General features: G+C 43.7%; 13 protein-coding genes and 1 pseudogene. 12 read left to right on the plus strand and 2 right to left on the minus strand.

The features are described from left to right. Positions 1-20 precede the first annotated feature (20 nt). The 3 genes from A8709_RS32775 (at position 21) to A8709_RS32785 (ending at position 3,201) form a co-directional block, all read left to right on the plus strand. The gene (locus tag A8709_RS32775) at positions 21-1,388 is read left to right on the plus strand and encodes an ABC transporter substrate-binding protein (protein WP_065859229.1); all 1,368 of its coding nucleotides are present in this window, start codon (positions 21-23) and stop codon (positions 1,386-1,388) included. A 98-nt stretch (positions 1,389-1,486) separates the two neighbouring features. Further along, on the plus strand, positions 1,487-2,371 hold the full coding sequence (locus A8709_RS32780) for a carbohydrate ABC transporter permease (RefSeq protein ID WP_065859231.1): 885 nt from the start codon (positions 1,487-1,489) through the stop codon (positions 2,369-2,371). A gap of 2 nt (positions 2,372-2,373) precedes the next feature. Beyond that, entirely contained in the window at positions 2,374-3,201 is an 828-nt protein-coding gene (locus tag A8709_RS32785) for a carbohydrate ABC transporter permease (RefSeq protein WP_065859383.1), read from the plus strand. Positions 3,202-3,990: 789 nt separating this feature from the next. Here A8709_RS32785 and ald read toward each other — a convergent pair. Both ald and A8709_RS32795 read right to left on the minus strand, forming a co-directional pair. Continuing rightward, on the minus strand, positions 3,991-5,106 hold the full coding sequence (gene ald / locus A8709_RS32790) for an alanine dehydrogenase (RefSeq protein WP_065859233.1): 1,116 nt from the start codon (positions 5,104-5,106) through the stop codon (positions 3,991-3,993). 122 nt (positions 5,107-5,228) lie between these two features. Next, the gene (locus A8709_RS32795) at positions 5,229-6,881 is read right to left on the minus strand and encodes a PucR family transcriptional regulator (protein WP_065859235.1); all 1,653 of its coding nucleotides are present in this window, start codon (positions 6,879-6,881) and stop codon (positions 5,229-5,231) included. An 845-nt stretch (positions 6,882-7,726) separates the two neighbouring features. Between A8709_RS32795 and A8709_RS35365 the strand changes: the two are divergent. The 9 genes and pseudogenes from A8709_RS35365 to A8709_RS32835 all read left to right on the plus strand — a co-directional run. Beyond that, positions 7,727-7,870, plus strand: a pseudogene (locus A8709_RS35365) (sugar isomerase); the annotation flags it as partial. 51 nt (positions 7,871-7,921) lie between these two features. Then, positions 7,922-9,229 (plus strand): extracellular solute-binding protein, encoded by a 1,308-nt coding sequence (locus tag A8709_RS32800; RefSeq protein ID WP_084225711.1) that lies wholly within the window; start codon positions 7,922-7,924, stop codon positions 9,227-9,229. Positions 9,230-9,340: 111 nt separating this feature from the next. Further along, a complete protein-coding gene (locus A8709_RS32805) occupies positions 9,341-10,171 on the plus strand; it encodes a helix-turn-helix domain-containing protein (protein ID WP_065859239.1) in 831 nt (276 codons plus the stop codon). Between the two features lie 128 nt (positions 10,172-10,299). Continuing rightward, complete coding sequence (locus A8709_RS32810) at positions 10,300-11,490, plus strand: Gfo/Idh/MocA family protein (protein ID WP_065859241.1); 1,191 nt, start codon at positions 10,300-10,302, stop codon at positions 11,488-11,490. Then, entirely contained in the window at positions 11,462-12,637 is a 1,176-nt protein-coding gene (locus A8709_RS32815; protein ID WP_065859243.1) for a dihydrodipicolinate synthase family protein, read from the plus strand. The genes A8709_RS32810 and A8709_RS32815 overlap by 29 nt, the downstream gene beginning before the upstream one ends. Before the next feature lie 34 nt (positions 12,638-12,671). Further along, positions 12,672-13,451 carry a sugar phosphate isomerase/epimerase family protein gene (locus A8709_RS32820; protein WP_208607787.1) on the plus strand — a complete coding sequence of 260 codons (780 nt, stop codon included), beginning with the start codon at positions 12,672-12,674 and terminating at the stop codon, positions 13,449-13,451. 68 nt (positions 13,452-13,519) lie between these two features. Further along, on the plus strand, positions 13,520-14,677 hold the full coding sequence (locus A8709_RS32825) for a glycerate kinase (RefSeq protein WP_065859246.1): 1,158 nt from the start codon (positions 13,520-13,522) through the stop codon (positions 14,675-14,677). 107 nt (positions 14,678-14,784) lie between these two features. Further along, positions 14,785-16,140, plus strand: a complete 1,356-nt coding sequence (locus A8709_RS32830) for an aminotransferase family protein (protein ID WP_065859248.1) — start codon at positions 14,785-14,787, stop codon at positions 16,138-16,140. A gap of 175 nt (positions 16,141-16,315) precedes the next feature. Next, positions 16,316-17,689 (plus strand): APC family permease, encoded by a 1,374-nt coding sequence (locus tag A8709_RS32835; protein WP_065859251.1) that lies wholly within the window; start codon positions 16,316-16,318, stop codon positions 17,687-17,689. Positions 17,690-17,717: the final 28 nt, after the last annotated feature.

Here is a 17,717-nt window from a genome sequence, read left to right on the forward strand (position 1 = left end):
AATTAATGGAGGTCATGTAAATGAAGAAAATGTTATTCTCAGTAATGTCCTTGATGTTGGTATCATCCGTTGCATTAACAGGGTGCAGTTCTAACCCAGGGGATGCTGCTTCTCCCGCAGCAAGCAAAGAGGCATCCGAATCCCAAGCCGGGAAGCCGGTTGAGATTACATTCCGTCATGCGCTTATTGGAGAAAGAAGACAAAAGACATTAGATATTACCATGCAAGCCATCAAAAAGATGGAAAAAGAAGTGCCTGGCTTAAAGGTTAAATTGGATGGCGTCGATGGAGAGGTCAATCGTAAAGATAAAATTAGGGGAGAAATGGCATCGGGGAGAGTGCCGGAGATATTCGATGCATTCGGAAGCCCGGATGTGAAAATGTTTGCGAAGGAAGGCAAGGTATTGGATATTACGCCGATCCTGACAGAACTCGGGATTAAGGATAAATTCACGAACCTAGAAGCATGGACGCTGGATGGCAAAGTCTATGGTTTGCCAATGGCTGCCGGGGCAGAAGGCGTGTATTACAATAAAGCTTATTTTGAAGCGAAAGGCTTGAAGGTACCTCAAACATATGACGAACTTATAACGCTGATGGAGAAAATTAAAGCAGATGGAAAGATTCCATTCTCTGGCGCTTCGAAGAGCGCATGGATTCCATTGATGTTGACGAACCAAATCTGGTCACGACTAGCCGGTCCGGATGTAACTTCGAAGTTCTCGACTGGTAAAGCAAAGTGGACAGATCCTGCAGTTACTGAGGCATTCCGAGTTCATAAGGATTGGGTAAATCAAGGATACTTCAAAAAAGCCCAATTGGGACTTGAGTATGCAGATTACAATACACAATTCATAAATGGCGAGTCTGTGATGATGTTTGACGGAAGCTGGGCAGCTTCATTATTCCAAGAAGGCGGAGCGGGTGTTGGGATGGCTTCCAAAGTGGGCTTCTTCAACTTCCCTTCGATGTCGAAAGGCGTGGGAGACCAGACATCGTTAATGCAGGATATGAACAACGGTTATGCCTTCTCAGCAGATGTTGCCAAGGATCCGCAAAAAATGGCTGCGGTGAAATCATTCATTAAAAATTTCTATACCGAAGACATGCAGATGCAATTTCTCGTTCAAATGGGCTCACTGCCTTGCATGAAACTTGATGAAGCAAAAGTCAAAGCAAGCGTAAAAGATCCATTGTTGCTGGAGATCATGTCGGTACTGCTGCATTCTACTTCTTCCTATTCGGCTTTTGATGCCTTAGTGTCTGCGGATGTAACGACGGAAATCGGCACTCAAATTCAAAAGCTGATTGATAATAAGACAACACCTGAGGCTGCTGCTGCGTCCATTCAAAAAGTTCAAGACGAAGCGAATGCCGACGCAAAATAATATCTGTGTAATGTGACTTGTGTGGCGTCCCTGATCGAAGAGAAGGTGACGCCACACAAGTTGTTAGATGAAGAAACTGGTAAGGTGGTGTGGCTTCTATGAACAAGACATTAAAAAGTCCGATAACCTATTTATTTTTCATTGTTCCTGCGCTTGTCTTATTGATTATGTTCTTCATTTATCCTCTCATTAGTTCGCTCTATTACAGCTTTACGAACTGGAACGGGATATCTGAACATGCGAAATACATTGGCTTCCAAAACTATACGAAAGCGCTGACAGATCCGGTCTTCTGGAACTCCGTTAAAAATAACGGTTATTTCATTCTATTCTCTGTCTTTATCCAAGTACCGATCACGATCGTTGCTTCACTTATGATTGCGAATGTAAAGAAGCTTCAAGGCTTGTATAAAACGGCGATATTCATGCCCACTGTGATGTCGACAGCCGTCATCGGCATATTATGGGGATTCATCTATAACTATGATGTAGGTCTGCTTAATAAAATAATTGTGTTCTTCGGAGGAGCGCCGATCGATTGGCTAGGCAGCTCGAAGACGGCGATGCTGTCGATTCTGATTACCAACTGCTGGCAGTGGTCTGGGTTCTACATTATTACGATTCTTGCAGCCATTCTCACGATTCCGAAAGAGTTGGACGAGGCGGCAGAGATCGATGGTGCAACAGGTTTTCAACGTGTGAGAACAATTACGATGCCGCTGATCGTTCCAGTTATCAGCGTTGTCATTATGTTATCCGTGGCCGGTTCCATGAAGGCGGCGGACATTATTATCGTAATGACGAAGGGTGGGCCAGCAGGTTCGACCGATGTCATGGCAACCTATATGATCAAATATGCGATCACGAACTTCAAATATGGTTATGGCAACGCCTTATCCTTCTTGATCTTTATTTTCACGATGGCGATTACTGTCATCTATCAAGTCTTATTTGCTAGACGTGCTGAAAGGGTTGATTACTAATGATGAGAGCGCTGAAAAAAAGCGGAAATCACATATTTTTGATGGCGTATTTGCTCATCATTTTGTTTCCATTTCTTTTCGTGATTTTCTCCTCGTTGAAATTGAACAATGCGGAAATTGCATTAAATCCGTTCGGTTTACCGAAGCAACTGAAGTGGGAAAATTATGTGGATGCTTGGGTAAATGCGAAGATTAATGTTTATTTCTTTAATAGTTTATATATTTCGGTGCTGTCCTCAACGCTGACGATTGTGATTTCATCGATGGTGGCTTTCGCCGTTACGCGTATGAGGTATAAGAAGATAAGTGCAATTATTTTCAGTATCTTATTGCTAGGTATGCTCATTCCGAACACTTCCTTGATGCTGCCGATCTACCTCTTGCTTCAAAAAATTGGGGTGCTGAATACCCATTTGGCTCTCATCATTCCTTATGTTGCTAATGCAATTCCGATTTCTGCGATTATCATTGCGGCATTCATGCGCTCCTTGCCTGCAGAGGTAGAAGAGGCGTCTGTCATTGATGGCTTAAGTGCCAAAGGCATTTTTGTCCGAATCATAATGCCGCTCATAGGTCCCGCTATCGTTACTGTATTTATCATATCGTTTCTCGGCAACTGGAATGAATTTTTACTTGCAAATTACTTCTTATCGAACGATGCGCTGCGTACGTTGCCTGTAGGAATGGTTCAGTTCCGGGACGCGAAGCTGTCCAACTACGCGCAGATGTCCGCGGGGATTGTATTCTGCGTTGTGCCGGTTATGCTCTTTTATGGCCTATTGCAAAAACAAATTATTGAGGGAGTTACTGCGGGAAGTGTGAAAGGGTAGTTCACTTGCTGTGCAAAGGATGCTGCGCTGATGGTTCAAGCGCCAGCATCTTTTTTATGATGAGCAGTCCTTAAGAAACCTTTACACCTCGATGAAATAGAGCTTACAAAAGTCTTAGATAGAGTTAACATCATTTTCTTGTCATCCGACATGATTTTTAGATTACATTTTGGTGATAAAGTGGTGTTAAAATATTGTCTCAGAATCACTCAAGCATAGCGGGAAATTTGCCTCTCCATTCTTACGTCCTCCAAATTAAATACATAACAGAAAGTCTGAGTTCGTGGATCTAGCAGGGGATTGGCAAGTAAGGTTAGATTCTAAGGATATCGGACTGTCCAATCAATGGTTTCAACAAGAATGGCAAGGGGAGCGAATTCGCCTGCCTGACACTATCGGTGAGGCTGTCTTGGGCGAGAACCTCCTATGTCAATCCTCACACTTAACATCCGATGATGTGATGTTTTTAAGTGGGATTTGGTAAGCTGAATCGTGAAAACCCCATTAATTTACACTGATCTCAAGATAGAATTGTCCGTACTCCGTTAAGATTGAACTAAACTATCCTAGATGAAGTTTAGGTACATAAAGTTGATACTTTGCGAATTTACTTGAATGGATATACCGTGAGTTGGGATGAAAGGGATTCTGAGAACTCCATTTTTAGGATATTAGGAGCTTTGTTGTAGCGCTTTGTGACGTGGTGGGGACTGAGACTCCCACTTCCCTAGCAGCGGCATCAAAAAAAGAACTTCCGCAGAAGTGCAGAAGTTCCCATTTATTAACATTTTATTGAAGAAGCGCAAAAATATCCGTATGCTCGAAGCCATGTGCCTCAGCAACTGCTTGATACGTAACATGGCCGAGCGCCACGTTAATACCTTTTGCAATTGCTATGTTCTCAAGCGCTGCACGTGCGAAGCCTTTGCTGGCGATTTGCAAACCATAGGTTGTAGTGACGTTCGTCAACGCTAGCGTGGAAGTGCGTGCCACAGCTCCTGGCATGTTAGCAACTGCATAATGGATGACGCCGTGCTTCACGTAGGTTGGTTGATCATGCGTTGTAATGCGGTCGATGGTTGCGATCGATCCGCCCTGGTCAATCGCAACATCAATGATAACGCTACCAGGGCTCATCGTTCTCACCATATCCTCGGTCACAAGCCGAGGAGCGCGTGCCCCTGGAATGAGCACTGCACCAATAACTAAATCAGCGTGGCGCACTGCTTCTGCAATGTTATAGGGGTTGGACATGATTGTTTTTACACGTCCGTGGAACTGGTCATCAAGCTGACGAAGCCGATCTGCGTTCAAATCAACAATTGTCACTTCGGCTCCGAGGCCAATGGCCATTTTCGCTGCATTTGCACCGACAATTCCACCGCCGATAACAGTTACTCTACCTGGCTCTACGCCTGGTACACCGCCAAGCAGAATCCCTTTGCCGCCATGGGCTTTCTCTAGAAAGTGAGCACCGATCTGTACGGACATGCGTCCAGCCACTTCACTCATTGGCGTTAGCAAAGGTAAGCTGCCATTATCAAGTTGGATGGTTTCATATGCGATCGCAGTTACCTTTTTGCTAATCAGCGCATGCGTTAATTCAGCCTCTGGTGCCAAATGCAGATAGGTGTATAAAATCATCCCTTTATGAAAATATCCATATTCTTCAGGAAGCGGCTCTTTCACTTTCACTACCATGTCCGAGGCCCATGCTTCAGCAGCGGTAGCAACAATTGTCGCCCCCGCATTCGTGTAATCCTCATCTGTAAATCCAATGCTATGACCTGCTAATGTTTCGATTCGAACATCATGTCCTGCTTTTTTGTATGAAAGTATCGAGCTCGGTGTCATACCAACGCGAAATTCATTATTTTTAATTTCCTTAGGAACACCAATAAGCATGCTACATCAACCTCTCTTGAGGATCCCTTTAACTAAGGATCGCTCTCTGCTTGTTTCCAAGTATAAGAGAGATTCATGGCCGTTCCATTAGACATTTTGTCAAAAAGTAGAGTGAATTCTTTTCATAGTATCTTCTCCGGATATAGCAGTAGGTACGCCCGGATTCCTACTTGCAGCGCTAATCTTTTCTCAGGAAGTATATAGTCAGCGCCAAGCAGTTCTTCGATTTTATCAAGTCGATAATAAAGCGATTGCCTTACGATAAAAAGCTGCTGCGCAGCAATCTGCTTCGAGCCATCATGGTCTAGATAGATCTTAAGGGTACGCAGAAGTTCACTGCCTTTCAGCACATCATGGTCGATAATCGGCCCGAGATACGTTCGCACAAATGACTCCAGAATCCCTTTATCCGCCATATGAAAAAAAAGCTCAAATACCCCTAACTCATCGTGAAACATGACTTTCTTCTGTTGCAAAACCGCCAGTGACAGTGCTTGCAGCGCCTCCTGATAGCTCTTGTGGGCATGCAGTAAGTTGTGATTAGGCTGCCCGACCCCAATTTTCAACTGTATGCTCTCGTCAGCCTTCATATCCTGGAGGGACGAAAAAACGTGCTGCAGCCGCTCCTTCGTTTGCTTCTTTTGCGCCTTATCGAACGCCATGACGACAAGTCTGTTGTGTTTCAGCGTGATGATGGGATGAAATAGCTGTCTCTCAAAAATGGATCTCACAGCAAGCGACAAATGCAATCCAGCAGACTCTATCCCGTCTTCTTCAACAGATAGACCTTCCTCATGCTCCTCTTCGAATTCAATCAATATCACCTGATAAGGCAGTACACTTAACCGCTTATATTCAGCCCCGATCAGCGCCTTGATCTGCTCTGCATCGTGAATGCGCATCTGAAGAAGATCATCGACCCACAGCGTCTGCGAATATAATTTTCGCTCTTCCATGTAGCGTTTCCGGAGCAAGTCCTGTGCAATAGAGAGAGAAGCGGAATCTAGAATTAAAAACTCATATTCCATCGGCTTCCGATCAAGCACGAGTAAAAGGTTAGCCCAGGTTTTGCCCATAGCTCCTACGGGCTGGACAATCACTGTCAGGCCACCAAAAACTTCAACAGAAGGTACAGCTCCCGAACTCTCATTCCCACTTTCTGCGCTTCGATTCGAAAGAAAAGACAGCCATTGTGCGGACTCCTTCTTTCCTACAGGAGGCGTGAACTTAGGTTGACCATCGACGGGCACATAAATAACTTGCGCACGCGTACTCCTTTGCAAAAGCGCAAGCACATGTGAAACGCCCTGGGAGGTCAGTGTCATGCGATGAAATTCACGAGATATTTTCTCCAAATCCTGAAGAGCGATATGATGCTGATTAATAATATGAGCATGAATATCTTGCGTAATATCAATGAATCGCACCGCTTCTCGGAAAATAATCAATGGGAAACCCCGTGCCTCTGCCGCATCAATCCATGCTTGGGGAACAGAGCTGATATAGTGCCCCATTTCCAAACACAAACAGGACACGCTGCGATGGATTAACTGCTCCAAATAGATCATGAACGAATTCGTATCCTGTTTGAACGCTGCCCCTGTGGTTAGAATCATCTCGCCTCCTTGGAGTAGTTGTTCAAACTGTATTACTTCAATGATGTGAACCCACCGTACCAACTGTCCTAAGCCCACCCTGCCAGCCGCGATGTAGGCATGCCCAAAGGAAGGGCGTTTCAACACTTCTTCAACCGTTAATTGATATTGTTGATGCACGGGCTGTCACTTCTCTCTTTTCTGTCTACTCGTCACCTAAAGCTACTAACAGTATTTCATTGAGAGTGTTTGTGAATATTGAAAGGGAATGACACTTCTTGATACGCTTCATTTCCTTGGTCTGCACGAAAATGAGGCTGTATCGAAAGTACATGGTACACGAGGTTATCGAAGACATCGCGCTTTAATACTTAATAAAGTAGGGGAACCACTCTCAAGGCACACCCTTATATAACCGCACATGCCCTACTAAGGCATACGACTCACTCAGTTGATTCAACTTGAGTATGTAGATAATCTCTAAACGGAGGGGCTATTGTTCTGCATGCGTGATACGGACACACCACTTTTTAAGGCGATTTCAATAGTAATCGTACTCTTCAGAACGAATACATTCATTTACAAATCTTGCCACTAGTTAGATTTTAGCGCACGTAATCAAGCTGCGCAATAGGTTTTTGATAACGATACCAATAAATTTGAATATAAATGAGTTCTATTAAATACCGCTATATATTTTCCACTAATCAATAAATATGGTATTGACAGCGATTACATTTGACTGGTAAGCTTCTTTGTGACCGGTCAATAAATTTTTAAATGGTAACGTTATCAAAAATGCTGAGGATGTATTCCATAACAAATCAGTTTTCAAGATTGGTGATTGCGGTCGATCTGGGAGATACAAGCATTCTGTTAGGGGAGGCCACTGCGGAGGGAGAAGTCTAGCGATACGAAGAATTAAGCAATCGCTCAACAGAAAATTATCGATGCGATATATGATTTTAAAATGACATTTCCATTCTTGCCAGAGCACGTCGACGATCGGCACTTTGGACGAATAGCAAGCTCCTCTAACGCTCATCGTACCTTTCCAGATCCTTGCGCATCACATCGCGAGCGGATGGGGCATCGACTTGACCAGTCGAATCTACACCGACTTCGGAGTTGCAATGCAGAGCAAGACGCAGCCCAGCAACTACGCCTGACTGCGAAGGCGAATATTAAGGTGCAAGTTAATCTAAGGGGGAATCTGCAATATGAAAAAAATTATAGTCCTGGCATTGGCATCACTCCTGACGTTTTCTGCAACTGCATGCTCAAGCGGCAATAAAGAGGCAAATAACGGCGTTGGCAACAAGGCTGAAAGCGCCGGTCAGTCTTCAGCACCTGTCAAAAAAGTAAACCTGAAGCTCTGGACCATTTGGCCTTCCGGAGATTTCAAACCCATACGGGATGAGTTAGTAGCCAAATGGAACAAAGACCATCCTGATATTCAAGTGGACGTAGAATCCGCTGAGAACGACGCCTATAAAACAAAAGTACAAACTGCAGCAGCGGCTGATGGACTTCCGGATGTTTTCTTTAGCTATGGCGCCGGCTTCTCGAAGCCATTTGTAGATGGCGGAAAGGTTCTAGCTCTGGACGAATACTTGAAAGATGGAACAAAAGAAAAGCTTACAGCCGGCTCGCTAGACAATTTAACATATAACAGTAAAGTTTATGGCCTGCCGTATACCATGTGGCTCGGAACTTTTTTCGTTAACCAAGAATTGTTCGACAAGAACAATATTAAAGTACCGACAACCTATACCGAGCTCCTTGAGGCTGTCAAAGCGTTCCGTGCCAAAGGAATCGATCCGATGGCGGTAGGCGGCAAGGATCTCTGGACGAGCGAGTTTTACCATAACATCTTGGCACTGCGTGAAGGCGGAACAAAGCTGAATAACGATGCTTTGAGAGGCAAAGCATCCTTTGAAGATGCTGCATTTACGAAAGCGGCAGGAAAGCTTCAGGAATTAGCGAAAGCGGATGCTTTTATGAAAGGCTACATGGGTTTATCTAGGGATGAGTCGGAGGCCGTGTTCCTCGCAGGTAAAATACCGATGTACTACAATGGCAGCTGGTTCGCCAAAACTTTGGATACTGCTCCGGATGTTAAAGCCAAAGTGAAGGTTATGAAATTCCCTGTCATCGAAGGAGCCGCAGGAAATGAAAATGAATGGGTTGGCGGCGTGCTCGACACGTTCATGGTAAGCTCCAAAACCAAGTATCCGGAACAAGCTGTTCAATTCTTGAAGTATTTGACTGAAAATCTCTCAAGCGAAGGTTACAAGGTGGGGGCTGGATTGCCTACGTGGAAAACGAAGGTCGACGAGTCCAAAATCGATCCTGTATTGAAAGATGTTCTAGCGGCTTTCAATAAATCCACCGGTGTTGTACCTCTGTATGATTTGTACCTGGGAGGCAAGCAAGGGGAAACGCATATGAACCTTGTGGCGAAGCTTTTGGCAAGCAAAGTAACGCCTCAAGAATTTGGCGCTCAAATGCAGGCGTTAGAGAGATAACTATATTCTTGGAAAGGGGGGGGAGTGTATCGCTCCCCCTTTTCGTTGGGGATGATCGTTTCGTGGATCTTGTTTTTACATTTAGCTTGATCTGAAAAGAGGTGACTCAAATTGGATAAGGGGTTATTCAATCACATTCCGTTCCCGGATACTGGAATTTCCTTATATGAAAGCAACCACCACAAAGGAGAGTTGGTTTCTGATCATTATCATGATCATTTCCAAGTTCTTTACGCTCTGGAAGGGGAAGGGGAAATCCGTCTTGATGGAAAGGATTCTGATTTTTCTAAAGATAAGATTGTCATTATCACGCCGAACTGCATGCATTCGATTAAAGCGAAGAGCAAACTGACCGTTCTTGTTTTAGCTTTTTCAATTCCAGCATTGAAAATGATTAATCCGGCTCAACTTCTTACTTTCATTCAGCATCATTCTGTGCATGTTGAGCTTGATTTATTTACAGCCAGTCAAATTCGACCACTATTTAGAAAGATGATGTACCAACAAAAAAACGATGATGTATTGGGCAAGTTAGCTATGCCGGTTTATCTGCTTGAGATTATTATTCTCTTATTGAGACAGCAAGATTCCGTTCATATCCAGGATGCCAATGATTTTCGCTCAATTCAAATGAAAGAATATATTGAACTCCATTATTTTGAAAACATAACAGCAGAAAGCCTTTCTGCATTTTTCGGTGTTTCTACGAGGTATATGAATGACATTTTTAAACGAAAATTCAATGATACTCCTCTGCAATACCTACAACAAATTAGAATCAATAAAGCAAAAGAAGTGCTATCGCAAACGGATATAGATATTGTAACGATTTGCTTCGAGGTTGGATATGAAACGTTATCGACGTTTTACCGGACATTTAGAAAGTTAGTCGGGATTTCTCCGAATAGATACCGTATATCAGGCAAGACATCAGATCGTTGATTTTCTCCGATATTGCAAACTTGTTTCCGATTTGGATGAGATTATTATTGCTCATTTTCTTAAAATGAAAAGGAGCAAATCTGTTAATTAGCTTAGTCTATAAGCCCAAATCAAGGAGGAAAACTACGATGACAGTAAAACAAGTTGGGATTATTATGAATGGTGTAACCGGCAGGATGGGGACTCGTCAGCACTTAATTAGATCGATTATAGCCATTCGTGAACAAGGCGGAGTGCCCCTGGCAAATGGAGATATTATCATGCCAGATCCAATCTTGGTAGGAAGAGATGCCAATAAGCTCCAAGCCTTAGCGGAAAAGCACAAGATTGACCGTTGGAGCACTAACGTGGATGAGTGTCTCGCAGATCCGTATAATATTATTTATTTCGATTCGCAAACAACGGTTCGACGCGTAGAAGCAATTAGAAAAGCTATCAAAGCAGGAAAGCACATTTACTGTGAAAAACCAACGGCTACAAGCACGAAAGAATCATTAGAGTTGGCGGAATTGGCCACTCAGGCAGGAGTGAAAAATGGGGTTGTTCAAGACAAACTATTTTTGCCAGGACTGCTAAAGTTAAAGAGATTGGTGGACTCAGGATTCTTCGGGGAAATGTTATCCGTTCGCATGGAGTTCGGGTACTGGGTATTTGAGGGTGACTGGCAAGAAGGGCAGCGGCCTTCCTGGAACTATCGGAAAGAAGACGGCGGCGGAATGATTGTCGATATGTTTGCCCATTGGCGATACGTCTTGGATAACTTGTTTGGACATGTTAAGTCGGTTTCCTGCTTAGGCGTGACTCATATTCCACAACGAATTGATGAAAAGGGAACTCCCTATGCGTGCACGGCTGATGATGCAGCTTATGCGACTTTTGAGCTTGAAGGCGGCATCATTGCGCAAGTAAATTCATCTTGGGCAGTGAGAGTAAATCGCGAAGATCTGTTGACCATTCAAGTAGATGGTACGGAAGGAAGCGCGGTTGCTGGTTTAAGGGATTGCAAGGTGCAGCATCGCGTGAATACGCCAAAACCCGTTTGGAATCCTGATATCGAGAATCCATTTAATTTTAGTGAACAATGGGTGAACGTTCCGGATAATCAAATCTTTGATAACGGTTTCAAAATACAATGGGAGTTATTCCTAAAGCATGTTGCAGCGGATGAGCCATTTGCATGGAGCTTGTTAGAGGGAGCTAAAGGCACGCAATTGGCTGACTTAGGCATTCAATCGTGGGCAGAACGCCGTTGGATTGATGTCCCGGAATTAAGTTTGGGGGTGAAACAGGATGGGGAAACTGTGTACACTGCCAAGTAAGAATGGCGGAACCTATCAACATGCTGTAGGAAAAGCGGGTGCTTTTACGATCCCGGAGGGTCAATTTAAAAGTAGAGTGGCTTTTTCAGCAGCGCATGTCGTTTGCGATCCACTGGCTAATAGGGACCCTATTTTAAATGCCAACATTGATTGGAATGATACGCTCGCCTACAGGCGTTATCTTTGGTCACTTGGCCTTTCGGTAGCAGAAGCGATGGATACAGCCCAGCGTGGGATGGCTCTCCATTGGGATAAGGCTAAGGAGCTAATTGAGCGGTCATCTGCTGAAGCTCGTGCCGTGGGAGGACGAATTGCCTGCGGGGCGGGTACAGATCATCTCCTCCCCCGATCGTCCGTCACACTTGCGGACGTACAAGCTGCTTATGAGGAGCAATGTGAATTCGTAGAAAAGAACAACTCACCAATCATTTTAATGGCGAGCCGGGCGTTAGCTCATTGTGCGCAAGGACCAGAGGATTATGAAAAGTTGTATGCCAATATACTCAGACAGGTGTCTAAGCCCGTTATTCTACATTGGTTAGGCGACATGTTTGATCCAGCCCTAGAAGGCTATTGGGGCTACAAAAACCTGGATAATGCGATGGAAGTTTGCCTGAATGTCATTTGGGACAATAAAGAAAAAGTCGATGGAATCAAAATATCTTTACTCGATGCATCCCGTGAAATTGAGATGCGCAGGCTTCTTCCTCCCGGGGTTAACATGTACACCGGAGATGATTTTAACTATCCGGAATTAATCAAAGGGGATGAAAAGGGTTACAGTCATGCGCTATTAGGAATATTTGATGCGATAGCACCAGCAGCTGCGGTGGCTCTTCATGCTTTGGATAAGAAGGATTACGACACATACTATGATTTATTAGAAAAAACGGTTCCTTTGTCACGTCATATCTTCCAAACGCCAACCTATTCCTATAAAACCGGAATTGTCTTTATGGCCTACCTGAATGGGCATCAATCGCACTTCCGCATGATTGGCGGGGCTGAAAGTGCACGATCCATTGTCCACCTTTCTGAGTTATTTGCACTGGCTGATCAAGCTGGGCTTCTATTGGACCCGGAGCTTGCTGCTGAAAGAATGAAGCAGGTATTAAACTTAGCGGGTATTCGTCAGGAGGACTTATAAAGTGGAAGACTTTAAACGATTGAGCCTAAACCAAATGACAACGGAACAGTGGAGCCTTCGCGAAGCGATTGAGGGCTGTGCACGTGCAGAAGTTCCGTGGATTGCCCCGTGGCGCCATAAAGTGGAGGAATTGGGCTTAAGCACGAGTAAGCGTCTAATAAAGGATGCTGGGCTCAAGGTTTCAAGCTTGTGCAGAGGAGGCATGTTCCCGGCTGTAACGGCCTCCGAGAGACAAAAAAGGATTGATGATAATAAAAGGGCAGTAGAAGAAGCTGCAGAACTAGGAACGGATGTGCTGGTTATGGTTTGCGGCTCCTTGCCTGATCGGGATATCCAATCCGCCAGGCAAATGGTCGCCGACGGGATTGCGCAATTAGTCCCGTTTGCGAAATCTTATGGGGTGAAATTAGGGATTGAGCCATTGCACCCGATGTATGCTGCTGATCGTTCGGTTGTTGTCACATTGGACTTGGCCAATACCTTGGCTGAAGCCTACCAACCTAACCAGGTAGGCATTGTCGTCGATGTCTTCCATGTGTGGTGGGATCCTGATTTGTATAACCAAATCCATCGAGCCACAGGAAGAATACTAGGTTTTCATGTATGCGATTGGATTATCCCCGTGCCAGATATGTTAAAGGGTCGCGGAATGATGGGAGACGGTGTCATCGAAATAAGCCGAATTCGCCAGGCTGTAGAGAAAACCGGCTATAACGGGCCAATTGAAGTGGAAATCTTTAATGAACAAATTTGGAATCAGCCAGGCGATGAAACGGTCTGTCAAATGAAAGAAAGATACTTAACACACGTATGATAAGAATTAAGGAAGTGATGGATCGTAGTCACTTCTTTTTCTCATGTGGATGAAGGGAGTCAAATACCATGAAAATAGTGATAGCACCCGACTCTTTTAAAGAAAGCTTAACCGCTCTAGAAGCAGCTAATGCGATTGAACAAGGCTTTCGGCAAATATTTCCTAATGCTGACTATGTCAAACTCCCGATGGCCGATGGCGGCGAGGGTACCGTTGAATCGCTTGTTGCCGCTACGAATGGTTCCATAATTGAAACAATAGTTACAGGTCCGTTGGGCGAGCCAGTTAAAGCGTTCTTCGGATGGCTTGGCGATGGCACTACGGTTGTCATTGAAATGGCTGCGGCATCTGGTATACATCTTGTCCCAGCTGACTATAGAAATCCGCTAGTCACAACAACAAGAGGAACTGGTGAATTAATCCTTGCTGCCTTAGATTTAGGAGTCTCCCGTCTCATTATCGGATTAGGCGGGAGTGCGACAAACGATGGCGGAGCAGGAATGATTCAAGCGCTTGGCGGGAAGCTGCTAGATAGATATGGGGCCGAAATCGGTCACGGTGGCGGGGCATTAGCAGAACTAGCCTCTATTGATCTGAAAAATGTAGATCCCAGACTGAGAAATATACAGATAGAGGTTGCATGTGATGTAAATAATCCATTAACAGGTTTGACGGGTGCATCGGCAGTTTATGGACCGCAAAAGGGCGCTACCCCTGAAATGGTGAACCAGCTTGAACATAACCTGGCCCATTTTGCAGAGATATATGAAAGCACATTACAAAAATCAGTCAGGGATATACCTGGAGCAGGAGCAGCAGGCGGCATGGGAGCCGCATTGATGGCGTTTCTTTCTGCGGATCTAAAGCCTGGCGTCGATATTGTATTAGAAACCGTTCATTTCGACAACATCGTGAAGGAGGCAGATTTGGTCATTACAGGGGAAGGGCGAATCGACGCCCAGACGATTTATGGCAAAACGCCTATCGGAGTTGCCAGGGCTTCCAAAAAGTATGGAATTCCTGTGTTCGCCCTTGCTGGCAGCATTTCTCCAGACAGTGACATCGTCCTTCGCCACGGAATAGACGCCTTATTTAGCATTGTTCCTGGTGTCGTCACCCTTCCGGAAGCATTTGAGCATGCTTCTATCAATATGAAGCAAACGGCACGGAACATTGCAGCGGTTTTGAAATTTTCAACTTACAATTATTTCCGATATTGCGAATGAAAATCCGATATGGGTCAGACACCATGTACAGTTTTCTCTAAAATAATAAGTAAGCTTCCAAGTTTCCTATTGGATAACATGCAACTAATTAAAAGGAGGAATTAAAAATGGCACAAGAAAAAGAATCAATAACGGGATATTCAGAGAGTAGATATCAAGAACTAGTTGAGCTAGATAAAAAACACTTTTTACATCCGACTTCCTCAATTAAACAACAACAAGAGAAGGGCCCTGCCTTGATTTTTACGGAAGGAAAAGGGATCTATGTAAAAGATATAAAAGGGAAGTCTTACCTTGATGGTTTCTCTAGTTTGTGGAATGTCAATGTCGGATATGGACGCACTGAGCTGGGTCAGGCGGCTATGGATCAAATGGAGAAGCTTGCATTTAGTTCATGCTTTTCTACGTTTAGTCATGAACCGGCAATCTTACTTTCTGCTAAAATTGCTGAATTAGCACCCGAGTCTTTAAATACTGTATTTTTCACTTCTGGTGGATCGGAATCAAATGACACCGCTTTCAAATTAGTTCGATATTATTGGATGTTAAAAGGTCAGCCTGAGAAGAAGAAAATTATTTCTCGCCGAAGATCTTATCATGGTGTAGCCATGGGATCGACTAGTGCAACTGGCCTTGCAGCGTTTAGAACATTTACAAATTCGCCACTACCAGATTTTTTTCAGGTGGACAATTTTTCGATAGAAGCTTTGCTTGAATTGATTGAAACGGAAGGACCAGACACCATTGCCGCATTTATTTCTGAACCTATTCAAGGTACAGGAGGAGTCATCCTTCCACCAGACAATTACTTTACACAAGTCAGGGAAATCTGTGACAAGCATAATATCTTGTTTATCGCAGATGAAGTCATTACCGGTTTCGGAAGAACTGGGAAAAATTTTGGGATTGAGCATTTTGGTGTAACTCCTGATATTATTTGTTTTGCTAAGGGTGTGACAAGTGCATATATCCCATTAGGAGGTTTAATTATCTCCGAACAAATTCACAGCGATTTAAAGGAATTATCCAACGGAATCTTCTTCCATGGATATACGTACAGCGGTCATCCTACGTCTTGTGCCGTTGGTCTAAAAAATCTTGAGATTATAGAACAGGAAAATCTAGTAGAGAATGCAAGAATGATGGGTGAAGAACTATTAAGAGGATTCCAATGGCTGCAGAAAGAACATGCGATCGTGGGTGAAGTCAGAGGAATAGGACTAATGGGAGCTATTGAACTTTATAAAGATAAAACAACGAATGAACGATTCGAGAGCCCTATTGCCCCAGGACTCGCTGCAGAGCTTCTTAACAATGGATTAATTTGTCGGGGTGTAACGTATGAAGGTTCCGATATGCTAGCTTTTGCTCCTCCACTAGTCATTAATCAAGAAGAGATTGCCAAGATTATCGAGATTATTGACAAAGTATTGCTTAATTTCGAACAAGGATTAGGGAGGTAGAAAGGGTTCAAGCTGCCCATCTTTTTTAGAGGTGGGTGGCTACTATAACATACTTGAAATTACGCTGAATTGGAAATTCAATAACTTCCGGGTCATTCATAAGATGGGCTAATTAATGAAGTGATAAATTGAAAGCGATTTCCTAACTTCTTATATGAACCGGAGGCGTAATGAAATGGCGAACCATATGGATGCAACAATCCAAGATAACCAAGGTACAAATGGATTAAAAAGATCATTAAGAATATGGGATCTTGTCATTTTTGGTCTAATATTTATGAATCCTGTAGCAGCGATGGCTATGTTCGGAATTATTACGAAAGTTTCTAATGGACACTCTGTTATGGCATATGTGATCGGTTTTGTAGCTATGCTCTTCACGGCCTACAGTTTTGGCAAAATGGTAAGAGCATTTCCTGTTGCTGGATCTACGTATACATACGCCAAACGTGCACTTCATCCTCGTTTTGGGTTTATGGCTGGATGGGGGATTTTGCTAGACTATTTATTCCTTCCTATGCTGACATACCTCATTAGTGCCAGTTATGCGCACGAGCTTGTCCCTGGTATTCCGATTTGGGCTTGGGTACTTATATTTGCTATACCGGTCAAGGTTATTAATATTCTGGGTATTGAAATTGCAGCGAAAGTAAATTTTGGGTTAGCCATACTATTGATCGTCGTTGTCATTACCTTTGTTGTCTCGGCTATACAATATATTACTACAGGTAGCCTGCAGCTTGTTGATATGAATGTTTTGTATAATCCGGACACATTTTCGTTCAGTGCACTCATCAGTGGATCTGCTATTGTTATTGTTGCCTATTTGGGATTCGATGCGATTACAACACTGGCGGAAGAAACGCGTGAAAGTGGCAAAAAGATTGGTACGGCTCTGTTCATTACCTGTATCATTCAGACGATTTTTTTCGTAACCATAACCTATTTAGGCATGGTCGTGATAGGTCATTACACGGCGATCGATAATCCGGATACAGCGTTCTATGCCATTCTTGAAACCGTGTCCCATCCTTTTGTTCAGACGTTCATTGCCGTAATGATTATTGTATCGAATGTGGCCGCTGGTTTGGCCAGCCAAATATCAGCGAGCCGCATGTTGTACGGGATGGGGCGGGATAATGTTATTCCTAATAAGTTTTTTGGTTATATTCATCCCAAGTTTAAGACTCCTGTCCATAATCTCTTGTTAATGTCAGCTATGGCGATCGCAGGAGCTCTGTTAGTAAGCTTGCCAATCTTATCAGACCTGATCTCATTCGGTGGGTTATTCGGATTTGCTTGCGTCAACTTGTCGGTCATTAGCCATTATTACATTCGAAATAAGGAAAGAAATATTTTCAAGCATTTGATTGTTCCATTTATCGGGATCGTAGTCTGCCTCTATATTTTATTCGGTCTATCAACAATCGGTAAAATAGTCGGAGTTTCATGGATGGCATTAGGGATAATCTATCTTATTGTAAGAGCTTTACTGTCAAAAGACCCTAAAGTTCATTTAACAAATAATATAGATCAAAATTCGAATTAAGCTATGGAAATGAAATATCTCTAATAAA

Source organism: Paenibacillus pectinilyticus (genome assembly GCF_001700435.1).
GTDB classification, from domain to species: Bacteria; Bacillota; Bacilli; order Paenibacillales; family NBRC-103111; genus Paenibacillus_E; species Paenibacillus_E pectinilyticus.